Origin of the sequence: Dietzia sp. MNB45, from assembly GCF_051994785.1 — a bacterium.
GTDB lineage: Bacteria > Actinomycetota > Actinomycetes > Mycobacteriales > Mycobacteriaceae > Dietzia > Dietzia kunjamensis.
Genome location: NZ_CP163397.1, coordinates 2,853,096 through 2,875,178, shown reverse-complemented (window position 1 = coordinate 2,875,178; position 22,083 = coordinate 2,853,096). Strand labels below are relative to the sequence as shown.

General features: G+C 70.7%; 27 protein-coding genes and 1 tRNA gene. 12 read left to right on the top strand and 16 right to left on the bottom strand.

Going from position 1 to position 22,083, the window contains the following annotated elements; all coding sequences use genetic code 11:
* Window positions 1-29: 29 nt before the first annotated feature.
* Complete coding sequence (locus AB5G72_RS13835; protein WP_440220117.1) at window positions 30-473, bottom strand: hypothetical protein; 444 nt, start codon at window positions 471-473, stop codon at window positions 30-32.
* A 112-nt stretch (window positions 474-585) separates the two neighbouring features.
* On the opposite strand from AB5G72_RS13835, the gene AB5G72_RS13830 reads away from it, so the two are divergent.
* The 3 genes from AB5G72_RS13830 (at window position 586) to AB5G72_RS13820 (ending at window position 4,300) form a co-directional block, all read left to right on the top strand.
* On the top strand, window positions 586-3,108 hold the full coding sequence (locus AB5G72_RS13830; protein WP_440220116.1) for a helix-turn-helix transcriptional regulator: 2,523 nt from the start codon (window positions 586-588) through the stop codon (window positions 3,106-3,108).
* 27 nt (window positions 3,109-3,135) lie between these two features.
* On the top strand, window positions 3,136-3,822 hold the full coding sequence (locus AB5G72_RS13825) for a hypothetical protein (RefSeq protein WP_440220115.1): 687 nt from the start codon (window positions 3,136-3,138) through the stop codon (window positions 3,820-3,822).
* A 73-nt stretch (window positions 3,823-3,895) separates the two neighbouring features.
* Window positions 3,896-4,300, top strand: a complete 405-nt coding sequence (locus AB5G72_RS13820) for an excalibur calcium-binding domain-containing protein (RefSeq protein WP_440220114.1) — start codon at window positions 3,896-3,898, stop codon at window positions 4,298-4,300.
* 46 nt (window positions 4,301-4,346) lie between these two features.
* Here AB5G72_RS13820 and AB5G72_RS13815 read toward each other — a convergent pair whose 3' ends face one another.
* Window positions 4,347-5,390 (bottom strand): alcohol dehydrogenase catalytic domain-containing protein, encoded by a 1,044-nt coding sequence (locus AB5G72_RS13815; protein WP_440220113.1) that lies wholly within the window; start codon window positions 5,388-5,390, stop codon window positions 4,347-4,349.
* Between the two features lie 156 nt (window positions 5,391-5,546).
* On the bottom strand, window positions 5,547-6,089 hold the full coding sequence (locus tag AB5G72_RS13810; RefSeq protein ID WP_132063130.1) for a Dps family protein: 543 nt from the start codon (window positions 6,087-6,089) through the stop codon (window positions 5,547-5,549).
* A gap of 187 nt (window positions 6,090-6,276) precedes the next feature.
* Between AB5G72_RS13810 and AB5G72_RS13805 the strand changes: the two genes are divergently transcribed.
* On the top strand, window positions 6,277-6,897 hold the full coding sequence (locus tag AB5G72_RS13805) for a hypothetical protein (protein ID WP_156523575.1): 621 nt from the start codon (window positions 6,277-6,279) through the stop codon (window positions 6,895-6,897).
* A gap of 57 nt (window positions 6,898-6,954) precedes the next feature.
* Here the strand turns inward: AB5G72_RS13805 and AB5G72_RS13800 are convergent, their stop codons facing one another.
* The 8 genes from AB5G72_RS13800 to AB5G72_RS13765 form a co-directional block, all read right to left on the bottom strand.
* Complete coding sequence (locus tag AB5G72_RS13800) at window positions 6,955-7,200, bottom strand: DUF6480 family protein (protein ID WP_069388399.1); 246 nt, start codon at window positions 7,198-7,200, stop codon at window positions 6,955-6,957.
* A 47-nt stretch (window positions 7,201-7,247) separates the two neighbouring features.
* A complete protein-coding gene (locus tag AB5G72_RS13795; RefSeq protein WP_440220112.1) occupies window positions 7,248-8,381 on the bottom strand; it encodes an FAD-dependent oxidoreductase in 1,134 nt (377 codons plus the stop codon).
* Between the two features lie 30 nt (window positions 8,382-8,411).
* On the bottom strand, window positions 8,412-9,296 hold the full coding sequence (locus tag AB5G72_RS13790) for a DUF1295 domain-containing protein (protein WP_440220111.1): 885 nt from the start codon (window positions 9,294-9,296) through the stop codon (window positions 8,412-8,414).
* 66 nt (window positions 9,297-9,362) lie between these two features.
* A tRNA-Gly gene (locus AB5G72_RS13785) sits at window positions 9,363-9,435 on the bottom strand.
* A gap of 134 nt (window positions 9,436-9,569) precedes the next feature.
* Window positions 9,570-9,860, bottom strand: a complete 291-nt coding sequence (locus AB5G72_RS13780) for a DUF4287 domain-containing protein (RefSeq protein ID WP_440220110.1) — start codon at window positions 9,858-9,860, stop codon at window positions 9,570-9,572.
* Between the two features lie 51 nt (window positions 9,861-9,911).
* The gene (locus tag AB5G72_RS13775; protein ID WP_440220109.1) at window positions 9,912-10,472 is read right to left on the bottom strand and encodes a dihydrofolate reductase family protein; all 561 of its coding nucleotides are present in this window, start codon (window positions 10,470-10,472) and stop codon (window positions 9,912-9,914) included.
* 177 nt (window positions 10,473-10,649) lie between these two features.
* Window positions 10,650-11,579, bottom strand: a complete 930-nt coding sequence (locus AB5G72_RS13770; RefSeq protein WP_440220108.1) for an RNA polymerase subunit sigma-70 — start codon at window positions 11,577-11,579, stop codon at window positions 10,650-10,652.
* 76 nt (window positions 11,580-11,655) lie between these two features.
* The gene (locus AB5G72_RS13765) at window positions 11,656-12,015 is read right to left on the bottom strand and encodes an Rv2640c family ArsR-like transcriptional regulator (RefSeq protein ID WP_317468868.1); all 360 of its coding nucleotides are present in this window, start codon (window positions 12,013-12,015) and stop codon (window positions 11,656-11,658) included.
* Between the two features lie 98 nt (window positions 12,016-12,113).
* On the opposite strand from AB5G72_RS13765, the gene AB5G72_RS13760 reads away from it, so the two are divergent.
* Window positions 12,114-12,569: an ArsI/CadI family heavy metal resistance metalloenzyme gene (locus AB5G72_RS13760; protein ID WP_440220107.1), complete on the top strand. Its 456-nt coding sequence runs from the start codon at window positions 12,114-12,116 to the stop codon at window positions 12,567-12,569.
* 22 nt (window positions 12,570-12,591) lie between these two features.
* Here the strand turns inward: AB5G72_RS13760 and AB5G72_RS13755 are convergent, their stop codons facing one another.
* A complete protein-coding gene (locus AB5G72_RS13755) occupies window positions 12,592-13,380 on the bottom strand; it encodes an SDR family NAD(P)-dependent oxidoreductase (RefSeq protein ID WP_440220106.1) in 789 nt (262 codons plus the stop codon).
* Between the two features lie 194 nt (window positions 13,381-13,574).
* Here AB5G72_RS13755 and AB5G72_RS13750 point away from each other — a divergent pair, with 194 nt between their 5' ends.
* Entirely contained in the window at window positions 13,575-13,985 is a 411-nt protein-coding gene (locus AB5G72_RS13750) for a YciI family protein (protein ID WP_067716108.1), read from the top strand.
* Window positions 13,986-14,402: 417 nt separating this feature from the next.
* Here AB5G72_RS13750 and AB5G72_RS13745 read toward each other — a convergent pair whose 3' ends face one another.
* Entirely contained in the window at window positions 14,403-14,795 is a 393-nt protein-coding gene (locus AB5G72_RS13745; protein ID WP_069388672.1) for a hypothetical protein, read from the bottom strand.
* A 155-nt stretch (window positions 14,796-14,950) separates the two neighbouring features.
* Here AB5G72_RS13745 and AB5G72_RS13740 point away from each other — a divergent pair, with 155 nt between their 5' ends.
* The 4 genes from AB5G72_RS13740 (at window position 14,951) to AB5G72_RS13725 (ending at window position 17,816) form a co-directional block, all read left to right on the top strand.
* On the top strand, window positions 14,951-15,241 hold the full coding sequence (locus tag AB5G72_RS13740) for a DUF3072 domain-containing protein (RefSeq protein WP_159147892.1): 291 nt from the start codon (window positions 14,951-14,953) through the stop codon (window positions 15,239-15,241).
* Between the two features lie 13 nt (window positions 15,242-15,254).
* Complete coding sequence (locus tag AB5G72_RS13735; RefSeq protein WP_440220105.1) at window positions 15,255-16,478, top strand: RNA polymerase sigma factor; 1,224 nt, start codon at window positions 15,255-15,257, stop codon at window positions 16,476-16,478.
* A gap of 142 nt (window positions 16,479-16,620) precedes the next feature.
* Window positions 16,621-17,226 (top strand): hypothetical protein, encoded by a 606-nt coding sequence (locus AB5G72_RS13730; protein WP_440220104.1) that lies wholly within the window; start codon window positions 16,621-16,623, stop codon window positions 17,224-17,226.
* 164 nt (window positions 17,227-17,390) lie between these two features.
* Entirely contained in the window at window positions 17,391-17,816 is a 426-nt protein-coding gene (locus AB5G72_RS13725; protein ID WP_069390463.1) for an organic hydroperoxide resistance protein, read from the top strand.
* A gap of 49 nt (window positions 17,817-17,865) precedes the next feature.
* Here AB5G72_RS13725 and AB5G72_RS13720 read toward each other — a convergent pair whose 3' ends face one another.
* Window positions 17,866-18,336 (bottom strand): hypothetical protein, encoded by a 471-nt coding sequence (locus tag AB5G72_RS13720; RefSeq protein WP_440220103.1) that lies wholly within the window; start codon window positions 18,334-18,336, stop codon window positions 17,866-17,868.
* A 285-nt stretch (window positions 18,337-18,621) separates the two neighbouring features.
* Here AB5G72_RS13720 and AB5G72_RS13715 point away from each other — a divergent pair, with 285 nt between their 5' ends.
* A complete protein-coding gene (locus AB5G72_RS13715; protein ID WP_440220102.1) occupies window positions 18,622-19,155 on the top strand; it encodes a cupin domain-containing protein in 534 nt (177 codons plus the stop codon).
* Window positions 19,156-19,189: 34 nt separating this feature from the next.
* On the opposite strand, the gene AB5G72_RS13710 is transcribed toward AB5G72_RS13715, so the two are convergent.
* Window positions 19,190-19,945: an SDR family NAD(P)-dependent oxidoreductase gene (locus tag AB5G72_RS13710; protein ID WP_440220101.1), complete on the bottom strand. Its 756-nt coding sequence runs from the start codon at window positions 19,943-19,945 to the stop codon at window positions 19,190-19,192.
* A gap of 40 nt (window positions 19,946-19,985) precedes the next feature.
* Window positions 19,986-20,852 (bottom strand): enoyl-CoA hydratase-related protein, encoded by an 867-nt coding sequence (locus AB5G72_RS13705; RefSeq protein WP_440220100.1) that lies wholly within the window; start codon window positions 20,850-20,852, stop codon window positions 19,986-19,988.
* A 131-nt stretch (window positions 20,853-20,983) separates the two neighbouring features.
* Between AB5G72_RS13705 and AB5G72_RS13700 the strand changes: the two genes are divergently transcribed.
* Window positions 20,984-22,057, top strand: a complete 1,074-nt coding sequence (locus AB5G72_RS13700) for a uracil-DNA glycosylase (RefSeq protein ID WP_182646148.1) — start codon at window positions 20,984-20,986, stop codon at window positions 22,055-22,057.
* Window positions 22,058-22,083: the final 26 nt, after the last annotated feature.

Sequence of the window (22,083 nt, the reverse complement as noted above, 5' to 3'; positions counted from 1 at the left end):
GGTGTGACCAGCGGCCCTCGTTGCCCAGGTTACGCGTAGACCGGCGCCCACGCCGGGTCGGGGGACCGGACCTCGAGGTACGCGGTGGCGGAATCGGTGTACGCCAGGACGAACGCCACCAGGTGGGCCCCGAGCAGCACCCACGCCGACCACAGGGTGATATCCCAGAGCGCGGTGACCAGCGTGAGGCCCGCCGCGATCGTCAGCAGCGCCCGCGCCCACCGCTCGCCTTCGCGCAGTTTCACCGCCGACACCACCTGCAGGGCTATCGCCGACACCACGCCCATCGCGATGAGAGCGCCGATCCATGCGGCCCCCGGGGCGGTGGTCGACGCGTCCTCGGTGCCGCCGAGCGGCACGACGAACGCGAGCAGGTCGGTCGCCGCCAGCACGCCTGTGATGGTGAGCGTGCTGAACAGGCCGCAGAACAGCCAGATCCACGACGCGGCGGTGACGGTCGACGGGCGGGTCATGCGGTTACCTCTCCACGAGAACGGAACAGATTGCCTATAGCGTGTACCGCCGCAGACAGGTGTCGATAGAGTGCGTCACACCTGATTTTTCCGGCGCAGCTAGGAGGGCCCCGTGCCCGCGTGGAACACGACCCGTGCGGCGGTGCGGTCCGACACCGTGGCACGCGCGACCGCACGATGCGTCGACACGCGGCGGGGCGTGCTCGTGGTGGGGCCTCCGGGCGCAGGCGCCAGCCGGTGCGCGGCCGACATCGCCGCAGGTCTCCGCGCCGCCGGGGTCCCCGTGGTGGTGTGGGACGACCTGGATCGCCTGAGTGCGCCGCCCCGCAAGGTCCCCGATGGTGCGGTCCTGGTGGCTTCGGCCAGGGTGGGTGCGGCACTGCCTCCCGGATACGACGACGAGGTGAGCACCCGCACCACCCGGCTTCCACTACGCCTGCTGACACGCGGCGAATCGGAGAAGGTGGTCTCGGCGGCCGTCGGGATGCCCGTGTCGGCGCGGCTGGTCGAGGCACTGTGGGCGTCCTCGCACGGCAATCTCACGGCGCTGCGCGCCACCTACGACGACCTGGCCGCCCGCCGGCTGACCCGCCGCACCCGCGACCGGCTGGAGTTGGTCGAGGATCCCGCCACCGCGATCGCCGGCGTCGCCGTCGACCCGCACCTGTGGATCGACCCCCGCACCGCCGCCGCGGACCTCGGCCCCCTCACCACCGCGGCCCTCGCCCGACGTATCCCGCTCGACGACCTGGCTCGGCTGCACGATGACGACGTGGTGAGCGATCTCCTCGCCCGTGGGCTGCTGTTCGAGCGGCACGAGGGCGGCGTCGAGGTGCTGTCGGTGCAGCCGCCGGTCCTGGCCAGGACGCTGCGGGCCGGCGCCGATCACCGGCGGCGCCGCGAGGTCTACGCGGCCGTGCTCGCTCGCGCTGCATGCCGTGACGCAGGCCGGGCCAGCGAGCGGGCCGACGACCGGGCCGGCGGGCGGGCGTCAGGCGAGATCACCGGCATGGCGGCTCCCTTCCAGCCGGACCCGCGAATCGTCCTGTGGGCGCTGGTCAACGCCCGCCCCGTCGACGCGGGATGTGTGGTGGCCGCCGCGCGCGCCGCCCTCGACGGCCACGACTACCGCACCGGGGTGGAGCTCCACGACGCCGCCCAGCGCTCCGCGCTCACCACAGCGTCGCTGCAGCAGGCCGAGCTGTCGCTGATCGCGGGCTCGTGCCTGCGCCTGCTCGACCGGCTGCCCGACGCCTCCGCGATGTTCGACCGCTCGCTGGCCTGCCTGCAGGACGATCCCGGCGGGGCCGACCACACCCGGGTGCTCATCGAGAACGTCACGGCCCGGGCGGACCTCGCGCACTACCGGGACCGGGGTCCCGAGCAGTCGCTGCCGCTGATCGCCTCAGCGCATCAGTGGCTCCCCGCCGGCCACCCGGGGCACGCGGTGCTCGACGCGCTGGCCGTGGTGCACCTGAGCTACTCGGGCCGTTACCGCGAGGCGGCCCGCGCCTACGGCGAGCTCACCGCTGATCTTCCGGCCGAGTGGGCGCGCCGCCTGGAGCCGATCCACGCCCTCGCGCTGGACGCCATGGGGCAGTCCGATGCGGCCCTGGCGGTCATCCGACGCGTGGCCCGCCGGTCCCGCTCGATGGGCAACCAGACGTGGGCGTCGGAGGAGTTCCTGGCGGCGCTGGTGTCGGTGATGCTGCACGGCTTCGGGATCACTGCGCTGCTCGCCGAGCTCGCGCCCGTCATCGCGGTCGAGCAGGATGACCACGTGCGCGTCGATCACGGCGTGCGGCGGCTGGTCGACGCCGAGATCGCGCTCGCCGCCGGGGACCTCCCGGCCGCGGTGGGGGCGGCATCCGACGCGGTCGCGATCATCGAGGTGGACGGTCCCGAGGACTTCCACTCCCGTGCGCTGTCCTTGTACGCACTGGCCGCCGCGATGTCCGGACAGGCCGCCACCGCGGAGGAGTACCTGCAGCGGATGCGCGCCATCCCGGGGTACACCAACTCGCCGGTGGGTCCGGAGATCCGCGGCGTGGAGGCGGGCGTCTTGATCTGCCTGGGTCGCCCTGGTGAGGCGGGCGAGGTCGTCCGGTCGCTGATCGACGAGGGTCTGAACGGCGCAGCCACCCGCGCCGCCATGGCCGGGGTCCTCACCGCGGACCCGGAGATCTGTCGGGCGCTGACCGAGGTGGACGTCACCGGCGACGTGCCGGTGCTGGTCCGCGACCTGGCGGTGGCGATGTCTGCCCGCAACCCCCGGCTGTTGCTGGACGCGGCCCGCCGGGCCCGGACGTACGGGCTGCACATGGTGGCGGCGGTCGCCGCGGACCGTGCCCGCGACGCGGCGTCGCCGGGATCGAAGTTCCACTCCCAGGCCGAGCGGATGCTCGCGACCACAGAGCTGGGCGGGCCACTGGCTGGCCTCACCCGCGTCGGTGCCCCGACCGTCTCGGTCCCGGCCGGGGTCTCGCTGACCCGCCGCGAATCCCAGATCGCCGACCTGGTCGGCCAGGGGCTGACCAACGCCGAGATCGCCGCCGAGCTGCACCTGTCCAAGCGGACGGTCGAGGGGCACCTCAACCGGATCTACACCAAGACGGGCACCCGACTGCGAGGCTGAGACCGGCGACGGATTCGAGGTGTGCGCGTGCAGCAGTCAGAGAGCGACCGGCAAGCCCCGGGCGATCGGGCGACCTTCTGTGAGGCCCCGGCGGCCTACATCGTGGAGACGTACTTCGTGCTCCGGATGGTGATCGCCGGCGCCGCCATCGGCCTTCCCGTGGCACTTCTGGTGTGGGTCACCCTCGACCCCGATTTTCCGATGATGGACTCACTGAGCTCCTTCTACTACACGCCGGCCCGCGGGCTGTTCGTGGGCACGCTGGTGGCGATCGGGGTCGCTCTGGTGGCGTACCGCGGCTACACGCGCGGTGAGAACTGGCTGCTCAACGCCGCCGGGACGCTCGTGATCGTCGTCGCCCTCTTCCCGACGGAGGACCCGGCCCTGCCCGGGCTGAACGCGGTGAGCGTCACCCACGCGGTGGCGGCCACGTCCTTCTTCGTGCTGGCGGCACTGTCGATCTTCTTCTACGGGCAGGAGACGATCGCCTCCATCCCGAACGCGCAGCTGCAGCGTAGCTATCGCCTGGGTTATTGGATTCTCGTGGTGCTGGTCCTGCTCTTCCCGGCCGTCGCGCTGCTCATCGCCTGGCTGATGGAGTCCACCCTGTGGCTGTTCCTGGTCGAGACCGCCGCGCTCTACGCCTTCGCGACGTTCTGGATCGTCAAGACCTACGAACTCTCGCGGTCGCATTCCCGGCGCATGCTCGTGTGATGCGTCCGCGCGAAACGGTCAGCGACGTGAACATGACTCGGTTAATCTGAGCTCACTATTCAACGCCACTCCCATGGCCTTCCCCCTCGAGGTTCTCACCATGATCCGTCGTTCCCTCACCGCTCTCGGCCTGGCGACTCTCGTCGCGCTCGGCGCCGCCCCCTCCGCCGTCGCCGCCGAGATCCCCGTCGGATCGGGGGTCATCGCTGTGCCGGACATCGCGCCTATCGTCGTGCCGGTCCCGATGGGATTCGACGCCAACGCCCTGCCGCTCCTGCCGTTCCCGCTGGTCTGGGCCCCGCAGTTCATGCCCGCGCCGGTCGAGAGTGCGCCCGCGACCACGCCGGCCCGGCGTCTTTCGGGGTGCCGCGAGGCGTGGGACCTCGGAGTGGCCCCCATCCACCGCGGCAGCGAGTACTACGACCCGTCGATGGACGGCGACAACGACGGCATCGCCTGCGAGCGGGACAACCGCTAGGGCCGGCTGGCTCCTTCGGCGGGGTGGGCGTGGTCGCCTCGCGGGGCTACGTGTCGTGCGGCGCGATCACCGCCCGCCCGCTGATCTGGCCGTCGACGAGCTGCTGGTAGGCCTCCAGGGCCCGGTCGAGCGGGTACACGTGGACCTCCGGTGAGATCCTGCCCGCCCGGTACAACTCCACCACCTCGTGGAGGTCCTCGAGCGTGCCCCAGTAGGTGGAGGAGAAGTCGACCTCGTAGGGCAGCTTGAAGACGTTCCAAGCGAAGTCGTCGCCGGCCAGGCCCACCACCGTCAGCGAGCCCTGCTGGGCCACGCAGGCCGCGGCGAGTTCGAGGGTCGGGGCGGCGCCGACGAAGTCGAACACCGCGTTGACGCCGAGCCCGCCGGTGAGCTCCCTGACCTTCTCGGCGGCGCCGTCGGTCGGGACACCGATCGCGCCATCGGCCTCCGCGGCGGCGATCGCGTCGGGCTTGGTGTCGGTGGCGTAGACGGTGGCCCCGGTGAGCGCCCTGATGATCTGCACCCCGACCAGGCCCAGACCGCCGAGGCCGATGCACAGCGCGGTCGCCCCGGGCGTGGTCAGGTGGGGCATCGCGCGTTTGATGGCGTGGTACGGGGTCAGGCCGGCGTCGGCGAGTGGGGCCGCGGCCACGGGGTCGGCGTCGCCGAGGGGGACGAGGTTGCGGGCGTAGGTGGTCATGTACTCGGCCATCCCGCCGTCGCGCCCCAAGCCGGTGGCCAGGTATCCGACCGACGGCACGTCCTGGCAGTAGGTGTCCTGTCCGCGCGAACACGGCTTGCACCGGCCGCAGCCGATCGGTCCGTAGACCAGGTAGGCATCGCCCTTCATCAGTCCTGTGACGCCCGGGCCCAGCTCCTCCACCCATCCCGAGACCTCGTGGCCCAGGGTGAACGGCGGGGTGAGAAAGCCCGTGGGATCGCCGGGATAGTCGTGGAACAGGCCCACGTCGGAATGGCACGCACCGGAACCGGCCACCTTGAGCAGAACCTCACCGGGGCCCGGGGAGGGCCGATCGACGTCCTTGAGTACGGGAAAGGTCTTGAAACCCTCGAACACGATTGCCTTCATGGCTGCGCACCTCGCTGAATCGCCGGAGGACGCACCGTACGAGTGACGCCCATCACAAGTATCCCCCGGCTGTCCAGAGGCGCCGGCTGTCCAGAGACGCCAGCGGGCCGGACCCCGGGGAGGGGTCCGGCCCGACGGCTCAGCGCGTGCCCCGGCTCAGGCGGAGGCGTCCCTGGCGGCGGCCTTCTCCGAGGCGTCGTCTGCGGTGGGCAGGCTGCCGGCGGCGTTCTCGAGGTGCGCGCGCACGAACCACTGGAACTTCTCGAGCTCCGCGGTCTGGCCGATGAGGATGTCCTCGGTGACCGGGTCGACGTCGCCGGCCACCGAGATGGCCTTGCGGTGGTCGGAGATCATGCCGTCGTAGACCTTGTCGAGCGCTCCGAGGTGGGCCTGCGCGGTGTCCCGGCCGAGGGAGTAGTCATCCCACGAGCGGTGATCGGCGTTCGCGCCCATCGTGCCCACCGGCGAACCGCCCAGCGTGGCGATGCGCTCGGCCAGCACGTCCGCGAAGCCGCGCACCAGCTCGACCTGCGGGTCCAGCATCTCGTGCACCGAGATGAAGTTGGGACCCACGACGTTCCAGTGCACGTGCTTGAGCGTGAGGTGCAGGTCGTTGCACGCCGTCAGGCGCTTCTGCAGCGTCTCGGCGAGCGTGGCGGAGTCGGCGCTGGACAATCCTGGAACAGTGAATTGAGGCATGGCTCGACCGTAGCGGCGGCGGCTGCCGGTTGCGACCGATCGCCGCTACGGTGCGGCCCGGCGGCCGACCGGCGCGGCCGCGCTGCTCGTCGCCTCCGGGCTCGCCGCGGGAACCGGGGCCGGCGTCGCCGGTGCCGAGCCCGTCACCGCAGAGCCCACCGCCACAGAGTGCGCGACCTCGCAGACCGTGACGTTCAACGACGCCTCCACCCTGTGGACCGACTACCACCTCACCAAGGAGGTCGTGGGCGACGGCACCGCCGCCCCCGGCGGGACCGTGACGTTCCGGACCACCGTCAGCGGCGCGGGGGCCCTGGTCGGCCGGATCGACGACTTCCACCCGGCCGGGTTCGAGCTGGTCCGGGCGCGGGAGAGCGTCTGGTACCTGGTCGGCGGCCAGACGTGGTCGACGGTCACCGACGACGTGATCCGCGATTCCGCCACCAACTCCGTCCGCCACTCCGGGGCCGGATGGACCACCGCCGGCAACGCCAAGGCCACCCTCGAGACCACCTACCGCGTGCCCGACGACGCGACCCCCGGCGACGTGCTCAACACCGGCGCCGCCACCACCCTCGTCCTGGCCAGCGGCCGCAAGGTGGCCAACCCCATCAACACCTGCGTCACCATCCGCGAGCCCAACCCCGCCGAAGCCGTCACCGGCAGCCTCGAGGGACTGGGTCTGGGGTCGCTGACCTCCGGCTCGAGCGCGCTGGGCGACATCGGCGCCGACCCCGCCGTGTTCTCCGCCGACCTCATCAACAACATCGACGTCGGGCAGCTGATCGGCGCCGTCGCCGGGAGCTGAGCCCTGGAGCACCGAGGGCCGCGGCAGGATCGGACTCTGCCGCGGCCCTCGTCGTCGTCACCCCAGTCCGAACATCCTCCCGACGAGCCCGAAGACCATCACCAGCACCACCAGGACGACGATCGCCAGCAGCACCACGATGCCGACCCTGGAGTTCGACTTGGTCGGGCTCTGGCCCGTGCGAGCGCTGTCCGAGGCGAGGGAGGTGGAATCCGAGTCCGGCGTCATGGGGCCCACGGGGGAGCCGCCTGCGTCGAGGTCGGGGGAGTCGCTGGGATCCGGATCCGGGGGCGTAGTCGTCATAGCCCGTGTGTACACGATTCGCCGCGGGCGCGATCGCCGCGAGCGGGTCACCGCGGTCGGCGCCGCACCCCGCCGTAGATCCTCTGGCGGGTGATGAGGCGCTGGAGCACGACGTCGTTGACCCGCGCCGGCACGCGCACGCCTCGGCCGGTGGGCGTGAACACGATCAGGCCGTCACGGAGCGGGCCGAGCACCGAGCCCCATCGGCGCGGCGGCGGGCGGTAGGCGCGTAGTGGGTCGCCGGCGAGATGCGCCCGGATGTTGCGCGCGAGCAGGACGTGTCCGCGGTTGCGGGCGGAGGTGCGCAGCGGGTCGGTGGCCGCGACGTCCCCGACCGCGAACACCCCTGGATAGCTGGTGACCTGCAGCGACGGCTCCACGGCGACGAATCCGCTCTCGTCGAGCATCCCGCCGGGCAGCCACGCGGTGTTGGGGGTGACGCGGCCGATCGCCCAGAGCACCACGTCGGCGTCGGCCGGCGGCTGCCCCGTGGTCCAGGAGACGGGCCCGCCGGTGAGGTGGCGGGTGTCGTGGTCGGGCGGCAGGTCCGCGCGGTGCCCGGGGTGCAGGCCCACGCCGAGGCGCTCGAGGCGGGACCGCACGCGCAGCCAGACGCGGTGGTGGTGATGGGGCAGCGCGCGCTCGCCGGGGAAGTAGAGGCCCACGGCCGTGGCCGGCCACCGCTCGGCCACCTGCGCGGCCGCGCTCACCGCCGCCGCACCGCCGCCGATCACCGCCACCGACCCGGCCGCCGCGAGGCGCTGGTGCGGCGAGGCAAGGTCGGCGTCGACGTCCGCCGCGTCCCGGAGGGTGGGGTGGCGCCAGAAGCCGTTGGTCACCCCGGTGGCGACGACGACGACGTCGTACGGTTCCTCGGCCACTGTGCTGTCGCCCCCTGTGCCGTCCGCGAGGGTGACACGCACGAGCCGCTCGCGGGTGTCCAGGCCGGTCGCGGTGCCGTGCACGATGCGCGTGCGGTCGAGGCCGCGGAACCGGCGGTAGGCGATGCGGTAGTCCCGCTCCCACGCCTGCGGCCGGGCCAGGCGCAGGCCGAGCTCCTGGCCGCTGACGAACTCCGGCGTGGCGGTGATTCCCACGACGTCGGCATACCGGTGCAGCGCGATGACGGTGAGGACGCCCGTGTCGCCGAGGCCGACGATCACGACGCGGGGGCGGGTCACGCGCGGGGCCGGGTCATATGCGGCGCCGCGTCATACGCGGGCGGTGGCCTTCCTGGGCGGTCGCGGGAGGAACCGGGACACGCGCTGCATGACGTCGTCGTACTCGGGGCGGCGTTCGAGGCTGCGGCGTTCCATCATCGGGATGCTCACGCCCAGGAACATCGCGAGCATCGCGGCGGCGCCGACGAACACCCACCATGCGCCGGGCCAGGCGGCCAGGCCGAACAGGGCCATCGACAGCCAGATGCCGCACTCGCCGACGTAGTTCGGGTGTCGCGACCACGACCACACCCCGGTCTGCATGACCTGGCCCGGCGTACGGGTGGCGAGGAAGCGGTGCATCTGCAGGTCGGCGATCGTCTCCAGGGCCAGTGCGGCGATACCGACGGCGAACGCGACGATGTCCAACCAGCCGAGCGGCTGCCCCGCGCGCGTAGCCACCACGTAGACGGGGATGAGGCCGGCGAACACCACCAGGGTCGGGAAGACGTGGATCCCCATGAGGTCGGCGACGAGGCCGAACTTCCCGGCCCGCTCGCGGACCAGCGGGTAGCGCCAGTCCTCGTGATGCATCCCGGGGAAGGTGCGGACCCAGTTGGCGGTGAGGCGGATCGCCCACGCCACCAGCACCGCCATCATGAGCCACCAGCGGACGTCGTTCACGCCGGCATCGGCGGCGACCCACCAGTAGAACGCCAGGAGCGGCGGGATGACCGACCAGTAGGCGTCATACGTGCTGGAGTTCCCGAAGATGCGGCTGGCCGCAAAGATCACGAGTGTCGCCACGAGGTCGGCGATCAGCCCGTCCAGCCACAACTGCCCGGTGCCCGGACCCCACACCAGCCACGCCAATCCGGCGGCGATGGCGATGACGTACGCGAGGGTGATTCGCAGGAGGGACGCGCCTCTACTCATGTCAGGAGGGTAGAGCGGCGTCCGGCTGTTGGTTGAGGAAACAGCGAATGCCATGTGGTTCACGAGAGCGGATGACGAGATTCGAACTCGCGACCCTCACCTTGGCAAGGTGATGCGCTACCAGCTGCGCCACATCCGCATCGCTCCGCAGGCTCGCGCTCGCTCACCGCGTTGCGAGAAAGAACTCTAGACCATGCCTCCGGGCTGCCGTCGGGGAGGTACCCCTCGGGCGCCCGCGTCGGCCGCCGGCCCTGTCACGGGCCGGCCGTCCTGTCACCTGTCGGGGTTGGTGGCCGCCCCGTCCAGCCACAGCGGGTCGGAGGCGTCGGAGTGGGAGCCCCCCGACCCCACGTGCTTCGGGTCGATCGTCGGACCCTTGGTGATGACGTGGCCCAGCGCCATCCCGTGTCCACGGCCCAGGTCGTAGTCCTCCTTGAGCCACGCGAGGATCGGGCCCGCCTTGGTTCCGGGGCCGAAGCCCTTCTCGGTGGCGGCGTCGACCAGTTGCCGGGGAGTGAGTCCGGTCTTGGTCTCGATCGTGTCGAGGTAGGCCTGGAATGACATGGGGTTCTCCTTGCTGGTGGGTGATGTGCGTGTGGGTGCTGGGTGGGCCGGTCAGGCGGCCGGGGTGTCCGGGCGGACGGAGTAGGTGGCGACGATGTTGCCCGCCGGGGTCTGGGTGGAGCTCCGCAGTTGCAGCCGCGTGGTGGGGACGGAGTCGTCGAAGAGCCTGCGACCGTCGCCGGTGATCACCGGGTGGATGGTCAGGGTGAGTTCGTCGACCAGGCCGGCCAGGACCAGTCTTCGGGTCGTCTCGATCCCGCCGCCCACGGCGATGCCGCCGCCGGGCCGCGTGCGCAGCTCCTCGAGGTACTCCGCCGGGTCGCCGGAGACGATCGTGCTGTTCCACGGCAGGTCGCCGGTCAGCGTCGAGGTGAGCACGTGCTTGCGGACCGGGTTGACCCACTGGGCGAACGGGTCGTCGGCGTAGGTGGGCCAGAACCCGGACCATTCCTGCCAGAGCGTGCGGCCCAGCACCAGGTCCGTGGTGGTGGTGGTCATCTGCTGCATGGACTGCATCTCGTCGGGGCCGAACGCGTCGAACTGCCAGCGCTCCGCGTGCTCGGACACGCCGTTGAGCGTGGAGAACATGTGCGCGGTGATCCTGCGGCTCATGATGATCCCTCCTGCGGGGTTTCGGGGGCCGGTCGAGCGGGTGCCCGTGGCCCGGGGGAGTTGCCTTCACAGGGGTAGACGGGACGGGGCGGCGGAAATGATCGGTGCCGCGGGAAATTCTTCGGCGCGCCGGTCGGCCAGCACGCCGGCGGGGTCGGGGGCACAGGGGCTCCGCGACTACGGCAACTGTGCGGGGAGGCCGAACTCGGCGAAGTGGTGCGCGCCGATGAAGTGGGTGATGGCCGAGATGCGGCCGGCGGCGGAGTCGAGGACGTGGATCGCGAACGGCTCCCAGCGCTGGTCGCCGGCCTGGTGGTAGACCGCGACGGCTGGCCGGCCGTTGGCGGAGGTGACGATCGTGCGCGCGTTCCGGCAGACCTCGCCCGGACCACGCCACCACCGTTCGATCTCCTCCGCTCCGCGCAGCCAGAGTTCGAACGGCGGCATGGTGAACTCGGCGTCGTCGGTGAGCAGGGCGACCAGGCGGTCGACGTCGTAGGCCTCGAACGCCGCGACGTACTGCTCGAGCAGGCCCGCGTCGACGTCGTGTCCGGGAGGCGCGATCTCGTGCCGGGACAGGGTCTTCCGGGCACGGGCGAGTGCGGAGTTGACGGACGGGAGGGTCATGCCGAGCAGGCCGGCGCACTCCGCGGCCGAGTGGTCGAGGACGTCGCGCAGGAGCAGGACGACCCGCTGCCGGGGTGGCAGGTACTGGAGGGCGGCGACGAAGGCGAGTCGGACGGACTCACGCTCGATCGCGGTCGCAGAGGGGTCGATCCCCAGGTGTGCGTCGCTCGCCGGGCCGATCCAGGTGGTCTCGGGCAGGGTGGTCAGCGTCGTGGGGTCGTCGGGCACGCGGCCGGGTCCGGTGAGGTCCGCGGGCAGGGCCCTGCGCTGCGGAGCCCGGGTCATGTCCAGGCAGACGTGGGTTGCGATCGAGTACAGCCACGTGCGCAGGGACGACCGGCCCTGGAACCCGGCGCCGTCCCGGGCCCTCCACGCGCGGAGCATGGTCTCCTGCGTCGCGTCCTCGGCGAAGCAGCCGAAGTAGCGGTAGCAGTAGCCGAGGATCTCGCGCCGGTAGTCCTCTGCCTCGATCGTGTGCACGGAAAACAGTGTCCGCCGAGGCGCGACGGCCGTGGGGTGGTTTGCGCGTCGACTGAGTGGTCAGCCTGCCGGGCGGTCAGCGGCAGCAGTTCGGGTCGAGCACCCCGCGCAGGGCGTCGAGCGACTCTGCGCGGGCCCGGTGGTAGACGTTCATGCCGCGGCGCTGCGAGTCGACCATGCCGGCCTTGCGCAACTGCCCGAGGTGGTAGCTGACGGTGGATTCGGCCAGGTCGACACCCGTGGCGAGGTCGCAGGTGCACACGCCGTCGCCGCTGTCGGTGAGCAGGATCGACACGAGCTTGAGGCGAACCGGGTCGGCGAGGGCCTTGAGGCGCAGCGCCAGTTCGAGGGCAGCGGCATCGCTCATGGGGGCGGCCGACACGGGCTCGCAACAGATGGGTCCGCTGACGTCGATCACCGGGAGCGCTCTGGGCATGAGCCGATTCTAGCAACCCTCTTGACATATATCGAAGACCAAGAGCACTCTGGCAGGAGCAATCCGATTCGATATACATCACACAGGTGGAGGCCGCCATGTCCCGCGCCCAACTCGCCCTCAACGTCGACGACCTCGACGAGGCGGTGACGTTCTACTCGAAGCTCTTCGGCGTCCAGCCCGCCAAGCTCAAGCCGGGCTACGCGAACTTCGCGATCGCCGAGCCGCCGCTCAAGCTCGTCCTGCTCGAGAACCCCGGCAAGGGTGGCTCCATCAACCACCTCGGGGTGGAGGTCGAGTCGTCGGAGAAGGTGCACGCCGAGATCGCCCGTCTGACCGACGAGGGGCTGTTCACCGACGAGGAGATCGGCACCACCTGCTGCTTCGCCACCCAGGACAAGGTGTGGGTCACCGGGCCGGCGGGGGAGAAGTGGGAGGTCTACACCGTCCTCGCCGACACCGAGACCTTCGGCACGAGCCCACAGCACCTCGACGACCCGGCCGACTCGACCCGTTCCGAGGGGGCCGCGACCGCGGGCTCGTCCTGCTGCTGAAGGCCCTCGTCGTCGTCGTTCCTCAGTCCACCGACGGCGCCCACTGCACACCGTTGATGTGCGCCCCACCGTCGACGAACAGGGTGTTGCCGGTGAGGTAGCGGCTGGCGTCGCCCGCGAGGAACGCCGCCACCGGGCCGATGTCGGCGAGCGGGTCGCCGACGCGGCCCATCGGATTGGCCGCCGCCATGCCCGCCGCCATCTCCGGATCGGCCTCCGCCACCCGCCGATAGGCCTCGCTCTGCGCGCCGGGGCAGATGACGTTGCAGCACACCTGACGCGGCGCCCACTCCCGGGCGGCCGTGCGGGTGAGGGTCCGCAGCGCTTCCTTGGCCGCGTTGTACTGCACCGAGTACATGTGCGCGTTGACGCCGTTGAGCGAGCACAGGTTGATGACCCGGCCGGTCCCGCGCTTCTCCAGCTCCGGCAGGGCCGCCTGCATCGCCCAGAACGCGGCCATCACGGCCATGTCGAAGCCGGCGCGCAGCTTGTCGTCGGTCATGTTCTCCAGGCGGGCGAACCCCGATCCCCGCCAGGCGTTGTTGACCAGGATGTCCAGGCGGCCGAAGCGGTCGGTGGCGGCGTCCACCATGGCCTGGACCTGCTCCTTGTCGGTGACATCGGTGCGCACGAACTCGGCCTGCGCGCCCCACTCGTCCCGCAGCCACTGCGCGGTGTCCGTGCCGGCGGCCTCGTCGATCTCGGCCACCACCACCGAGGCGCCCTCGCGGGCCAGCGCCCCGGCGATCCCCCGGCCGATGCCCATCCCGGCGCCGGTCACCACGGCCACCCGTCCGTCCAGAGTTCCCATGCCCATCCCTAAGTCGGTTTCTTAAATTGATTACTGGAACAAGTTCTACTAGAAACTCTGCGCCCGGCGCGGCGGATCGGCGACGGCTCGGGCCATGGCGGTGGGCGGCGGCCCCGATGTCGAGAACCCGCGACCTGTTCCGTCTCCCCGGTGAAGCGACCACACTGGGTCGCACAGCACGAGGAGGTTCTGTCATGGCCAAGTATTTGATGCTCAAGCACTACCGCGGCTCCGCTCCGGAGGAGCCCACCTATCCGCCGCTGGGCGAATGGGACCCCGACGACGTCGCCGCCCACTTCCAGTACATGGAGGACTTCGCGGACCGGTTGCGGGACTCCGGGGAGTACGTGGACTCCCACGCACTGTCGGAGTCGGGGACGTGGGTGCGGTACGACGGCGAGGGCCGCCCGCCGCTGACCGACGGCCCCTTCGCCGAGACCAAGGACCTGATCGCCGGCTGGATGATCATCGATGTGGCCGACTACGACCGGGCCCTGGCGCTGGCGTCCGAACTGTCCGCGGCCCCGGGGCCGGGCGGCGAACCGATTCGTGAGTGGCTCGAACTGCGGCCGCTGCTCACCGCTCCGACCGAGATCGAGGATTGACCGCGGCCGGTCCGCCTCAGTCGGCCCAGCGCAGGCCGAGCAATTCCATCGCGCGGTTGAGGTCCGCGTCACCCGTTCCGAGACCCGCGTTGTCGAAGCGCGGCGCCAGGATGGCTGACACGTCCCCATCTCGGGAGCGTTCGAAGATCGCCCACAAGGTGAGGTCGTCCCCGTGTCGGGAGGCGAATTCGATTCCGTCGAGTGGGACGTCGTCTACGTCTGTGACCCCGTGGAGCCAGGAGGCGATTCTGGAGCCTCCGGGGTCGTCCCACCGTCCATCGAATCGGCCGTCCTCTGCGTAAGCCCAATCGGCCCACTGCCACGGTGTGGGAGCGAATCCCACGCGGTGAACTGTTATGGCGGTGTGTCTCCGGACGACTATGTTGCCGGCGTCGGTACGGACTACCGTCTCGCGGCTCATCCGACCGATACGAATTGACGCGCGGCGGCGAGCACCATCGGGCCGGTTTCTCCGACGTCACCATCGCGGAGCAGCAGAGCCGGGGCCCTGTCATCGAGAAGCGGATTGAGTCCTTGCATCCACGCCTGGGCGACCGCCGGGGAATCGCGCTCGCAGATCATTCGAGCGATCCGGTAGGCGATTCGAAGCCGTTCCACGGTTTCCGGCCCGGCGATCTGTCGGGTGCCGTCGGCCCATCCCCGTACCGCACGGGTTTCTTTGACTTGCCCCAAGTAGGCGACCAACCGATCACCCAGGAGTGGCCGGAGTGCACCGACGAGCTCGGCGTTCGTCATCCGGTTCGCCTCTTCGTACGCGGCGAGATCCGGCCGCCGATGAAGTATCGCCATCGTGATGCTCCCTGACGTGTGGGCTGTCACTGCTGAATCCCACCTTGTTTCCCACATCGTATCCCCAGCAGGTCCCAGTGACCATCCCCATTTTGGTGTCGGGCACCCCGCACTGGCCGGTGGTTCGATCGGGAGCCCGGGCGTACCGTGCGGGCATGACCAACCCGGACGCGACCACCCCGATGCCCGACGAGAACCAGAACCGCGCAGAGGAGACCCTCGGTTCGCCCGTCCCCGAGGGCCGGACCACCGACGGCAGCTCGGTGCAGCGTGACCCCGACGACTGGGTCACCGGCGACGAGCCCATGACGGAGGCGCAGAAGAGCTACCTCGATACCCTCGCCCGCGAGGCCGGCGAGGAACTCCCGGCGACGCTGACGAAGGCCGAGGCCTCCGAGCACATCGACCGCCTGCAGAAGAACAGCCCGCGCACCGGCCACGCCTAGACGAGCCGGTGCCATGACCGCCCCCGACCTCCGGACGCTGACGCCGCAGGTCATCGGCATCCTCATCCGCCGCGGCGCCGACTTCGCCACGGCCGAGGACGCCGTCCAGGAGGCGCTCATCGAGGCACTGCGCGTCTGGCCTGACGACCCACCGCGCGACCCCTGCGCCTGGCTGACGGCCGTGGCCTGGCGCAGATTCCTCGACATCGTCCGTTCCGAGGGCGCCCGTCGGCGCCGGGAGCAGCGGGCGGCGGAGGAACAGGGGCTGGGCTCGTCGTCGCTGTCGTCGTCGTTGCTCGTGCCTCCGGACCCCACCGACGACACCCTCTGGCTCTACTTCCTGTGCGCCCACCCGTCGCTGCCGATGCCGTCGGCGATCGCGCTGACCCTCCGCGCGGTGGGTGGGCTGACCACCCGCCAGATCGCGCGGGCGTTCCTCGTGCCCGAGGCGACCATGGCGCAGCGAATCAGCCGCGCCAAACGCACCATCGCCGGCGAGCGCCTCGACCGGCCCGGCGACGTGGCCACCGTGCTGCGGGTGCTGTACCTGGTGTTCAACGAGGGCTACACCGGCGAGGTCGACCTGGCCGCCGAGGCCCTGCGCCTGACCCGGCAGCTGTCGGCGGCCATCGACCACCCCGAGGTGCGGGGCCTGCTCGCGTTGATGCTGCTGCACCACGCGCGCCGCGCCGCGCGGTTCAGGAGCGGCGGGGCCGGGGGTGACGCCGGTGCTGGCGAGGACGCCGACGACGGCGACGACGACGAGCTGATCCCCCTCGCCGAGCAGGACCGCACCCGATGGGACGCGCGGGCGATCGCGGAAGGTGTCGCGATCCTGCAGGCAGCGCTCGCACGCGACCAGCTGGGGGAGTACCAGGCGCAGGCCGCGATCGCCGCTCTGCACGCCGACGCCGCGCGCACCGCCGAGACCGACTGGGTCCAGATCGTCGAGTGGTACGACGAGCTACTCGCCCTGCGCGACAACCCCGTGGCGCGGCTCGGGCGGGCCGTCGCGGTGGGCCACGCCGTCGGCCCGCACGCCGGCCTGGCGGCGCTGGTCGACCTGCCGGAGTCGCTGCCCCGGCGCACCACCGCGCAGGCGTACCTCCACGAACTGGCGGGGGACACCGGCGGGGCCGCCGGGCTGTACGGCCGCGCCGCCACCGAGGCGACGTCGGTGGCCGAGCGCCGGTACCTGGCCCGCAAGGCAGCCGAGCTGCGGCGGGCGGAGTCCTGAGACCCGTACCGGCGGCCACGTTTCCAGCATGTTTCGAGTCGGCCCAGCCCCTCGCTGCGGGCGACCGCGCGGCCTAGAATTCGCTGGAGAAGGCGAGGTGCCCGCGATGACTCTTCAGAACCGGACGGCGTCACGGAGATCCGTGTCCGAGGACACCGCGGAGCGTGCCCTGCGGGATCTCGACGACCGACACTTCACCGAGGTCATGCTGCGGGAATTGAGGCGGCGCAGGACGTTCGCCAGGGTGGCCGACCAGGTCGACGGAGCCCTCCGGGCAGCGCGCTTCCCGATTGGGGATCCGTTCCGGCCGCCCGCCGACCCCGCCGCTGCCGCCCGTCGGGCGATGATCGCCTCCGCAGTGCACAGCGCCGTGCTGCAGGTACCCCACGCCTGCTCCACCGAGGCATGCGAGATCCTCATCGAGCGGGGCGTGGTCCCCGGCTCCACACCCGCAGATGCGCTGCGGACCTTCGCGAGGGACGGCCGGCTCATCGTGCTCCGCGGCGACCGACGCTGGGTCTACCCGCGGTTCCAGCTCGACCACTTCGACCCGCGCGACCCGGACAACATCGTCGCCATGATCAACCGGATGCTCGACGCCGGCCACTACCCCGAGGCCGCCACCGCGTGGTGGACAGCGCCGGCCGACTCGCTGCCGGACCGCCGCTCACCCATGGGGTTGCTCGGACAGGACCACGCCACCCTGCGGGAACTCGCAGCGGTATACGCGGTCGCGGCTGAGCTCTGATCGGTCGGGCCGCGCGGGCACACGTCCGCGGCGGAGGTGGCTCCGAATCCCTTCTGATCGCCGGCCTGGCCACTCGCCTGACCCCCGGCGGTCAGGCGGCAGCGCCCGCGGCCGCCGCGTACGTTGGGCCACACCTGCACGCCCCCGACCGAGGAGATCTCTGAATGTCCGATGCGCTCTACACCGTCGAAGCCCTCTCCACCGGCGGAGGCCGGGACGGGCACGTCGCCACCGCCGACAAGGCCGTGGACCTGGAGATGGCCCCGCCGAAGGAACTCGGCGGCTCGGGCGAGGGCAACAATCCCGAGCAGCTGTTCGCCGCCGGGTTCGCCGCCTGCTTCCACTCCGCCCTGCAGAGCGCGGCGCGGGCGAAGAAGGTCACGATCAACGGCTCGTCCGTGGGCGCGCGGGTGTCACTGGTGCGCTCGGGCGAGGAGAGCATCGACATCGCCGTGGACCTCGAGGTCATCATCCCCGACGTCGAGGCCGAGCAGGCCGACGAACTCGCGAAGCTGGCCCACGAGCTGTGCCCGTACTCCCGGGCCACGCGGGGCAACATCGAGGTGACCGTCTCGGTCGGCGAGGACTGAGGCCCGGCCCCGTCAGTGGGCCGCTCGGGGCGTGGATTAGGTGAACGGGCTACGAGAGCGTGCGATCCGTCAGCCACCAGGTCACGGCGCGGTTCACCGGCTCGCGCGTGGACCCGTCGCCCAGGCGGGGCACGTCGAACCACACCCGTAGGGGCGGCCCACCGATCACGGGCACGTCCGCGAACTCCAGGGAACGCTGCCCCGACGAGAAGTCCCACCTGTTGATGGTCGAACACGAGATGACCGGCACGAAACCCGTCGCACAGATCACCTCGGCGCGCGGCTCGAGCGGAGTCAGGACCCTCGTCCCCGGGATCGCCGGGTTCCAGAACGCCGGGTCCTCCGGCCCGAGCACGTCGCTGACGACCTGCGGCATCCCGCGGGGCACCGGAGGCGCCGCGGCGGGCAGTCCCGCGGCGTCCGGATCGGCGGCAGCGGTGGCGGTGCCGAGCGCGCTCACCGCGCCGGCCAGGGCGACCGCGAGGCCGAGACGACGACACGCGAAATGGGGCAGGGGCACGGCAACTCCTGGGTGGGTGAGAGAGGCCCCACGCTAGCAGCGGGGTCGCGCGACCGGTTCGGCCTTCCGCGAGGCGGCGGCGCTTCGATGAGGGGCTGCCCTCGTCGTCGTCCCCGTCGTCGTCCCGTTGTCGTCGTCCCTCCACAGGGCGGCATGGTCAGCGCCGCGCCGGACACACACGGCAGAAGAACGATGGAGCGCCGAATCTCGATGCCGTTCGCTGATAACGTTCAGGTAGCCGACCGGAGCCCCCTTCGGTCCGAGCAGACTCAGGGATCAGTAGGTATGCCCCACAGACTGACCAGATCGTCCATCTCGGTACTCGCCGGTGTCTGCGTCCTCGCCACGGCCGCGTGCAGTCCCGACGACCCGACGGCGGAGACGCCCGAGGTGAGGACCGTGAACCCGACCGAGCCGCTCCCGCCCGCCTCGACGATCGCGGGGTCGCAGCCCTTCCTGGCCGTCGACATCGTGCAGGGCCGACAGTCCCGCCCCGTCGACCTCCGGGTGGACGGCGGCGACGACGGCGTCTCGGTGACCTTCCGCGAGATCACGATCGAGCCCGGGGCGAGCACCGGCGAACACTGCCACCACGGATCCCTGATCGCGGTCGTCAAGCAAGGCGAACTCACGCACTACTCCGATGGCCACCCCGGCGGCTCCCGCATCTACCGCGTCGGGGACTCGAACATCGAGGAAGCGGGCTCGATCTATGAAAGCCGGAATCACGGTACGGAGGACGTGGTTCTGATGGCGACCTACGTGACCCCGGTCGGCAAGGAGCTCCTCGAGACGGACCTGACGAAGTGTGAGGCGTGAGCGGCCTGCTCGTCGGCTGAGGGGTCAGCGGGGGTCAGCGGGGGAGCTGCCCGTCGTCGATCTTGATGACGGTCCCGGTGACCGCCTCCGACGCGTCGGACACCAGGTAGAGCAGCGTCGAATCGATCTGCTCGGGCTGGCCGAGGCGCTGACGGGGGAGCCCGGGCGCGATGTCGCCCACGCGGGAGAGCATGCCGTCGGTCATCTCCGAGGCGAAGACCCCCGGGGCGATCGCATTGACGTTGATGAACCTGCGCGACCACTCCACGGCGAGGGTCTCCGTCATCCGACTGACCGCTGCCTTGGTGGTCGAGTAGAGCGCCGCGCCGTTGCCGTCGTACTGGTAGGCGCTCATCGACGTGATGTTGACGATCCGGCCCGGCACCCCGGCCTCGATCAGGCGGCGCGCCACACCGGTCGCCATGAGCCACGGGCCACAGACATTGGTGTCCAGCACGGCGTCGACCAGCTCCAACGACATCTTGTGCGCACGCTGCGCGTCCGGGATGCCGGCGTTGTTGACGAGGATCTGCGGGAGGCCGATCTGCTCTGTGACGTCGGTGAGGCAATCCTCGATCGAGGCGGGATCGGTGACGTCGAGCCGGACGCCGTGTGCCTTGCCCCCGCTCCGGCCGATGGACTCGACGACCTCCCGGATCCGCTCGGCCCGCCGCCCGGTGACGACCACAGTCGCGCCCGCGCCTGCGAGTACGTGCGCGAACCTGGCACCGAGTCCGGCCGTCGATCCGGTGACGATCGCGACGCGACCCGTGAGGTCATCAGCAGTCATGGTGGGGTCCTATCGGTTGTGGGCCCGAGAGCGGCCGGGGTCAGGAGAAGAGGTCGGGCAGCCCGTCGGACACGCGGTCCGGGAACTCCGGCTCCTTCTTGGCGAGGAACGCGGTGACGCCGGCGCGCACATCGGCGGACTTGCCGCGGGTGTAGACGCCGATCGACTCGGCGCGGTGGGCCACCTCGGGATCGGGTGCACCGAGCATGCGCCACATCAGCTGGCGGGTCAGTGCGGCCGACACCGGCGACGTGCCCCGCGTCATCTCGCGCGCGACCTCGATGGCGCGCGGGAGGACCTCGTCGGCCGGGAGCACCTCGCTCACCAGCCCTCGCTCCAGGGCCTCGGCGGCGAGGATCGTCTTGCCGCCCACAGCCCACTCGATCGCGGTGGAGATGCCCACGATGCGGGGCAGGAACCACGTCGAGCACGCCTCCGGGACCAGACCCCGGCGTGTGAACACGAACCCGAACTTGGCGGTGTCCGCGGCGATGCGTACGTCCGTCGGCAGGGTCATGGTCACCCCGACCCCCGCGGCCGACCCGTTGATCGCCGAGATGACCGGCTTGGTCATGCGGAAGATGCGCAGCGCGACCTGACCGCCGGTGTCCGGCGGGGCCCCGCCGGTGTCGACATCGGGATCAGCCGCGAACGTGTCGCCCCCGCCCGAGATATCGGCCCCCGCGCAGAACGCCCGGCCCGTGCCGGTGAGGACCACGGCACGCACATCGTCGTCCGCATCGCAGTTGTCCAACGCGGTGATGATGTCCGTCAGGTTCTCGTACGTCGCCGCGTTGAGCTTGGTCGGACGATTGAGCCGGATCACGGCGATCTCGCCGTGGCGATCAAGGATGACCTCGGGCTGGTCGGGCGGGTTCTCGGAAGCCTGATCCGGCGAGGGCTGCATGGTGTCGGACGTTACCTGCGTCGAGCAGCGGCGCTGGCCGGATCGCGTGCTTCGCATACCAAGAACCGAGGGACACTGACTGCCTCACCGTTCACAATGTTGCTGTCGTAGACGTGTGCGAAGGTGGCCGCATGAATCAAGGACAGAATCACCTGGTCGCCACCATCGCGGATATGCGGACTGGGCCCTTCGTGCCCGGGCGCAACGCGGCAGCGGAGGCGCTGGCGGAGAAGAAGCGCCATCTGCGTGCTCCGCACGTCGCGGCTCTGAACGCAGTGGCGGATTCGGTAGCGGATGCAGAAGGGCTCCAGCATGGACTGGTGCCGTACGTCGATCCGCAGCTCGGGGGCGTTGACGCCCGGGTGTTGGTACTACTCGACAATCCGTCGACCAAAGCGGAAGCGGGAACTGGTTCTGGCCTGCTCAGTCTGGAGAACGATGATCGCTCCGCGAAGAATTGTGCAACCTTCTACAACGACGTCGAGCTGGGTCCAGAGTTGTTCGTCCATTGGAATGCCGCGCCGGCTCCGATCGCAGGCGAGAAGAACGGTGCGTCGTCGCCGGCTGAACGCGAACGGGGCGCGGGGTGGCTCAGGGAGATTGTCGCACTGCTGCCCAATCTCGAGGTCGTTCTTCTCATGGGTGACCACGCGCGGGATGGGTGGCAGCGGGCGGGTCTCGATCTTCCGAACGTTCACGTTCCCGAGGACGTTCCGCATCCATCGCAACGCGGGCTCAACAACCGCGACGGCAGGACGCGACTCCGGCGAGCGCTGCTCGAGACGAAGGACGTGCTCGAGGGGCGAAAAAAGATCATCACCAAGGCGTCTGCCCCCTCGTCCCAGACACCGGCGCCAAGGGCCGGAGCGTTAGCGCCTGTGTCCGGAACGTGGGCCTGGTGGCCCACATTCGAGCACTACTGTGCACCGGGTTCCGCCCCGCGGGGCGTCTCGGCGGACTTCAAGAAGATCGAGCGCACAATTGACCAGGCCGACATTCCGAACGGCAAATGGGGAGTCATAGCGCGACGAGCCGGGTCGGATTGGACCATTGTGTCCCGACGGAAAGACGGACGGACAGTGGACCTCGCCGACTACCAGGCGGTCAAATACGACGGGGCGCGTCAAGGCGGTTCGCGAGGAAACCTCGGTCCGGTGCCGCCGGGTCACCAGCTCAGCATGCGCACGCGGGACCTCGACGCCTGACCGAATACTCGTCACGTTCGGCTCTC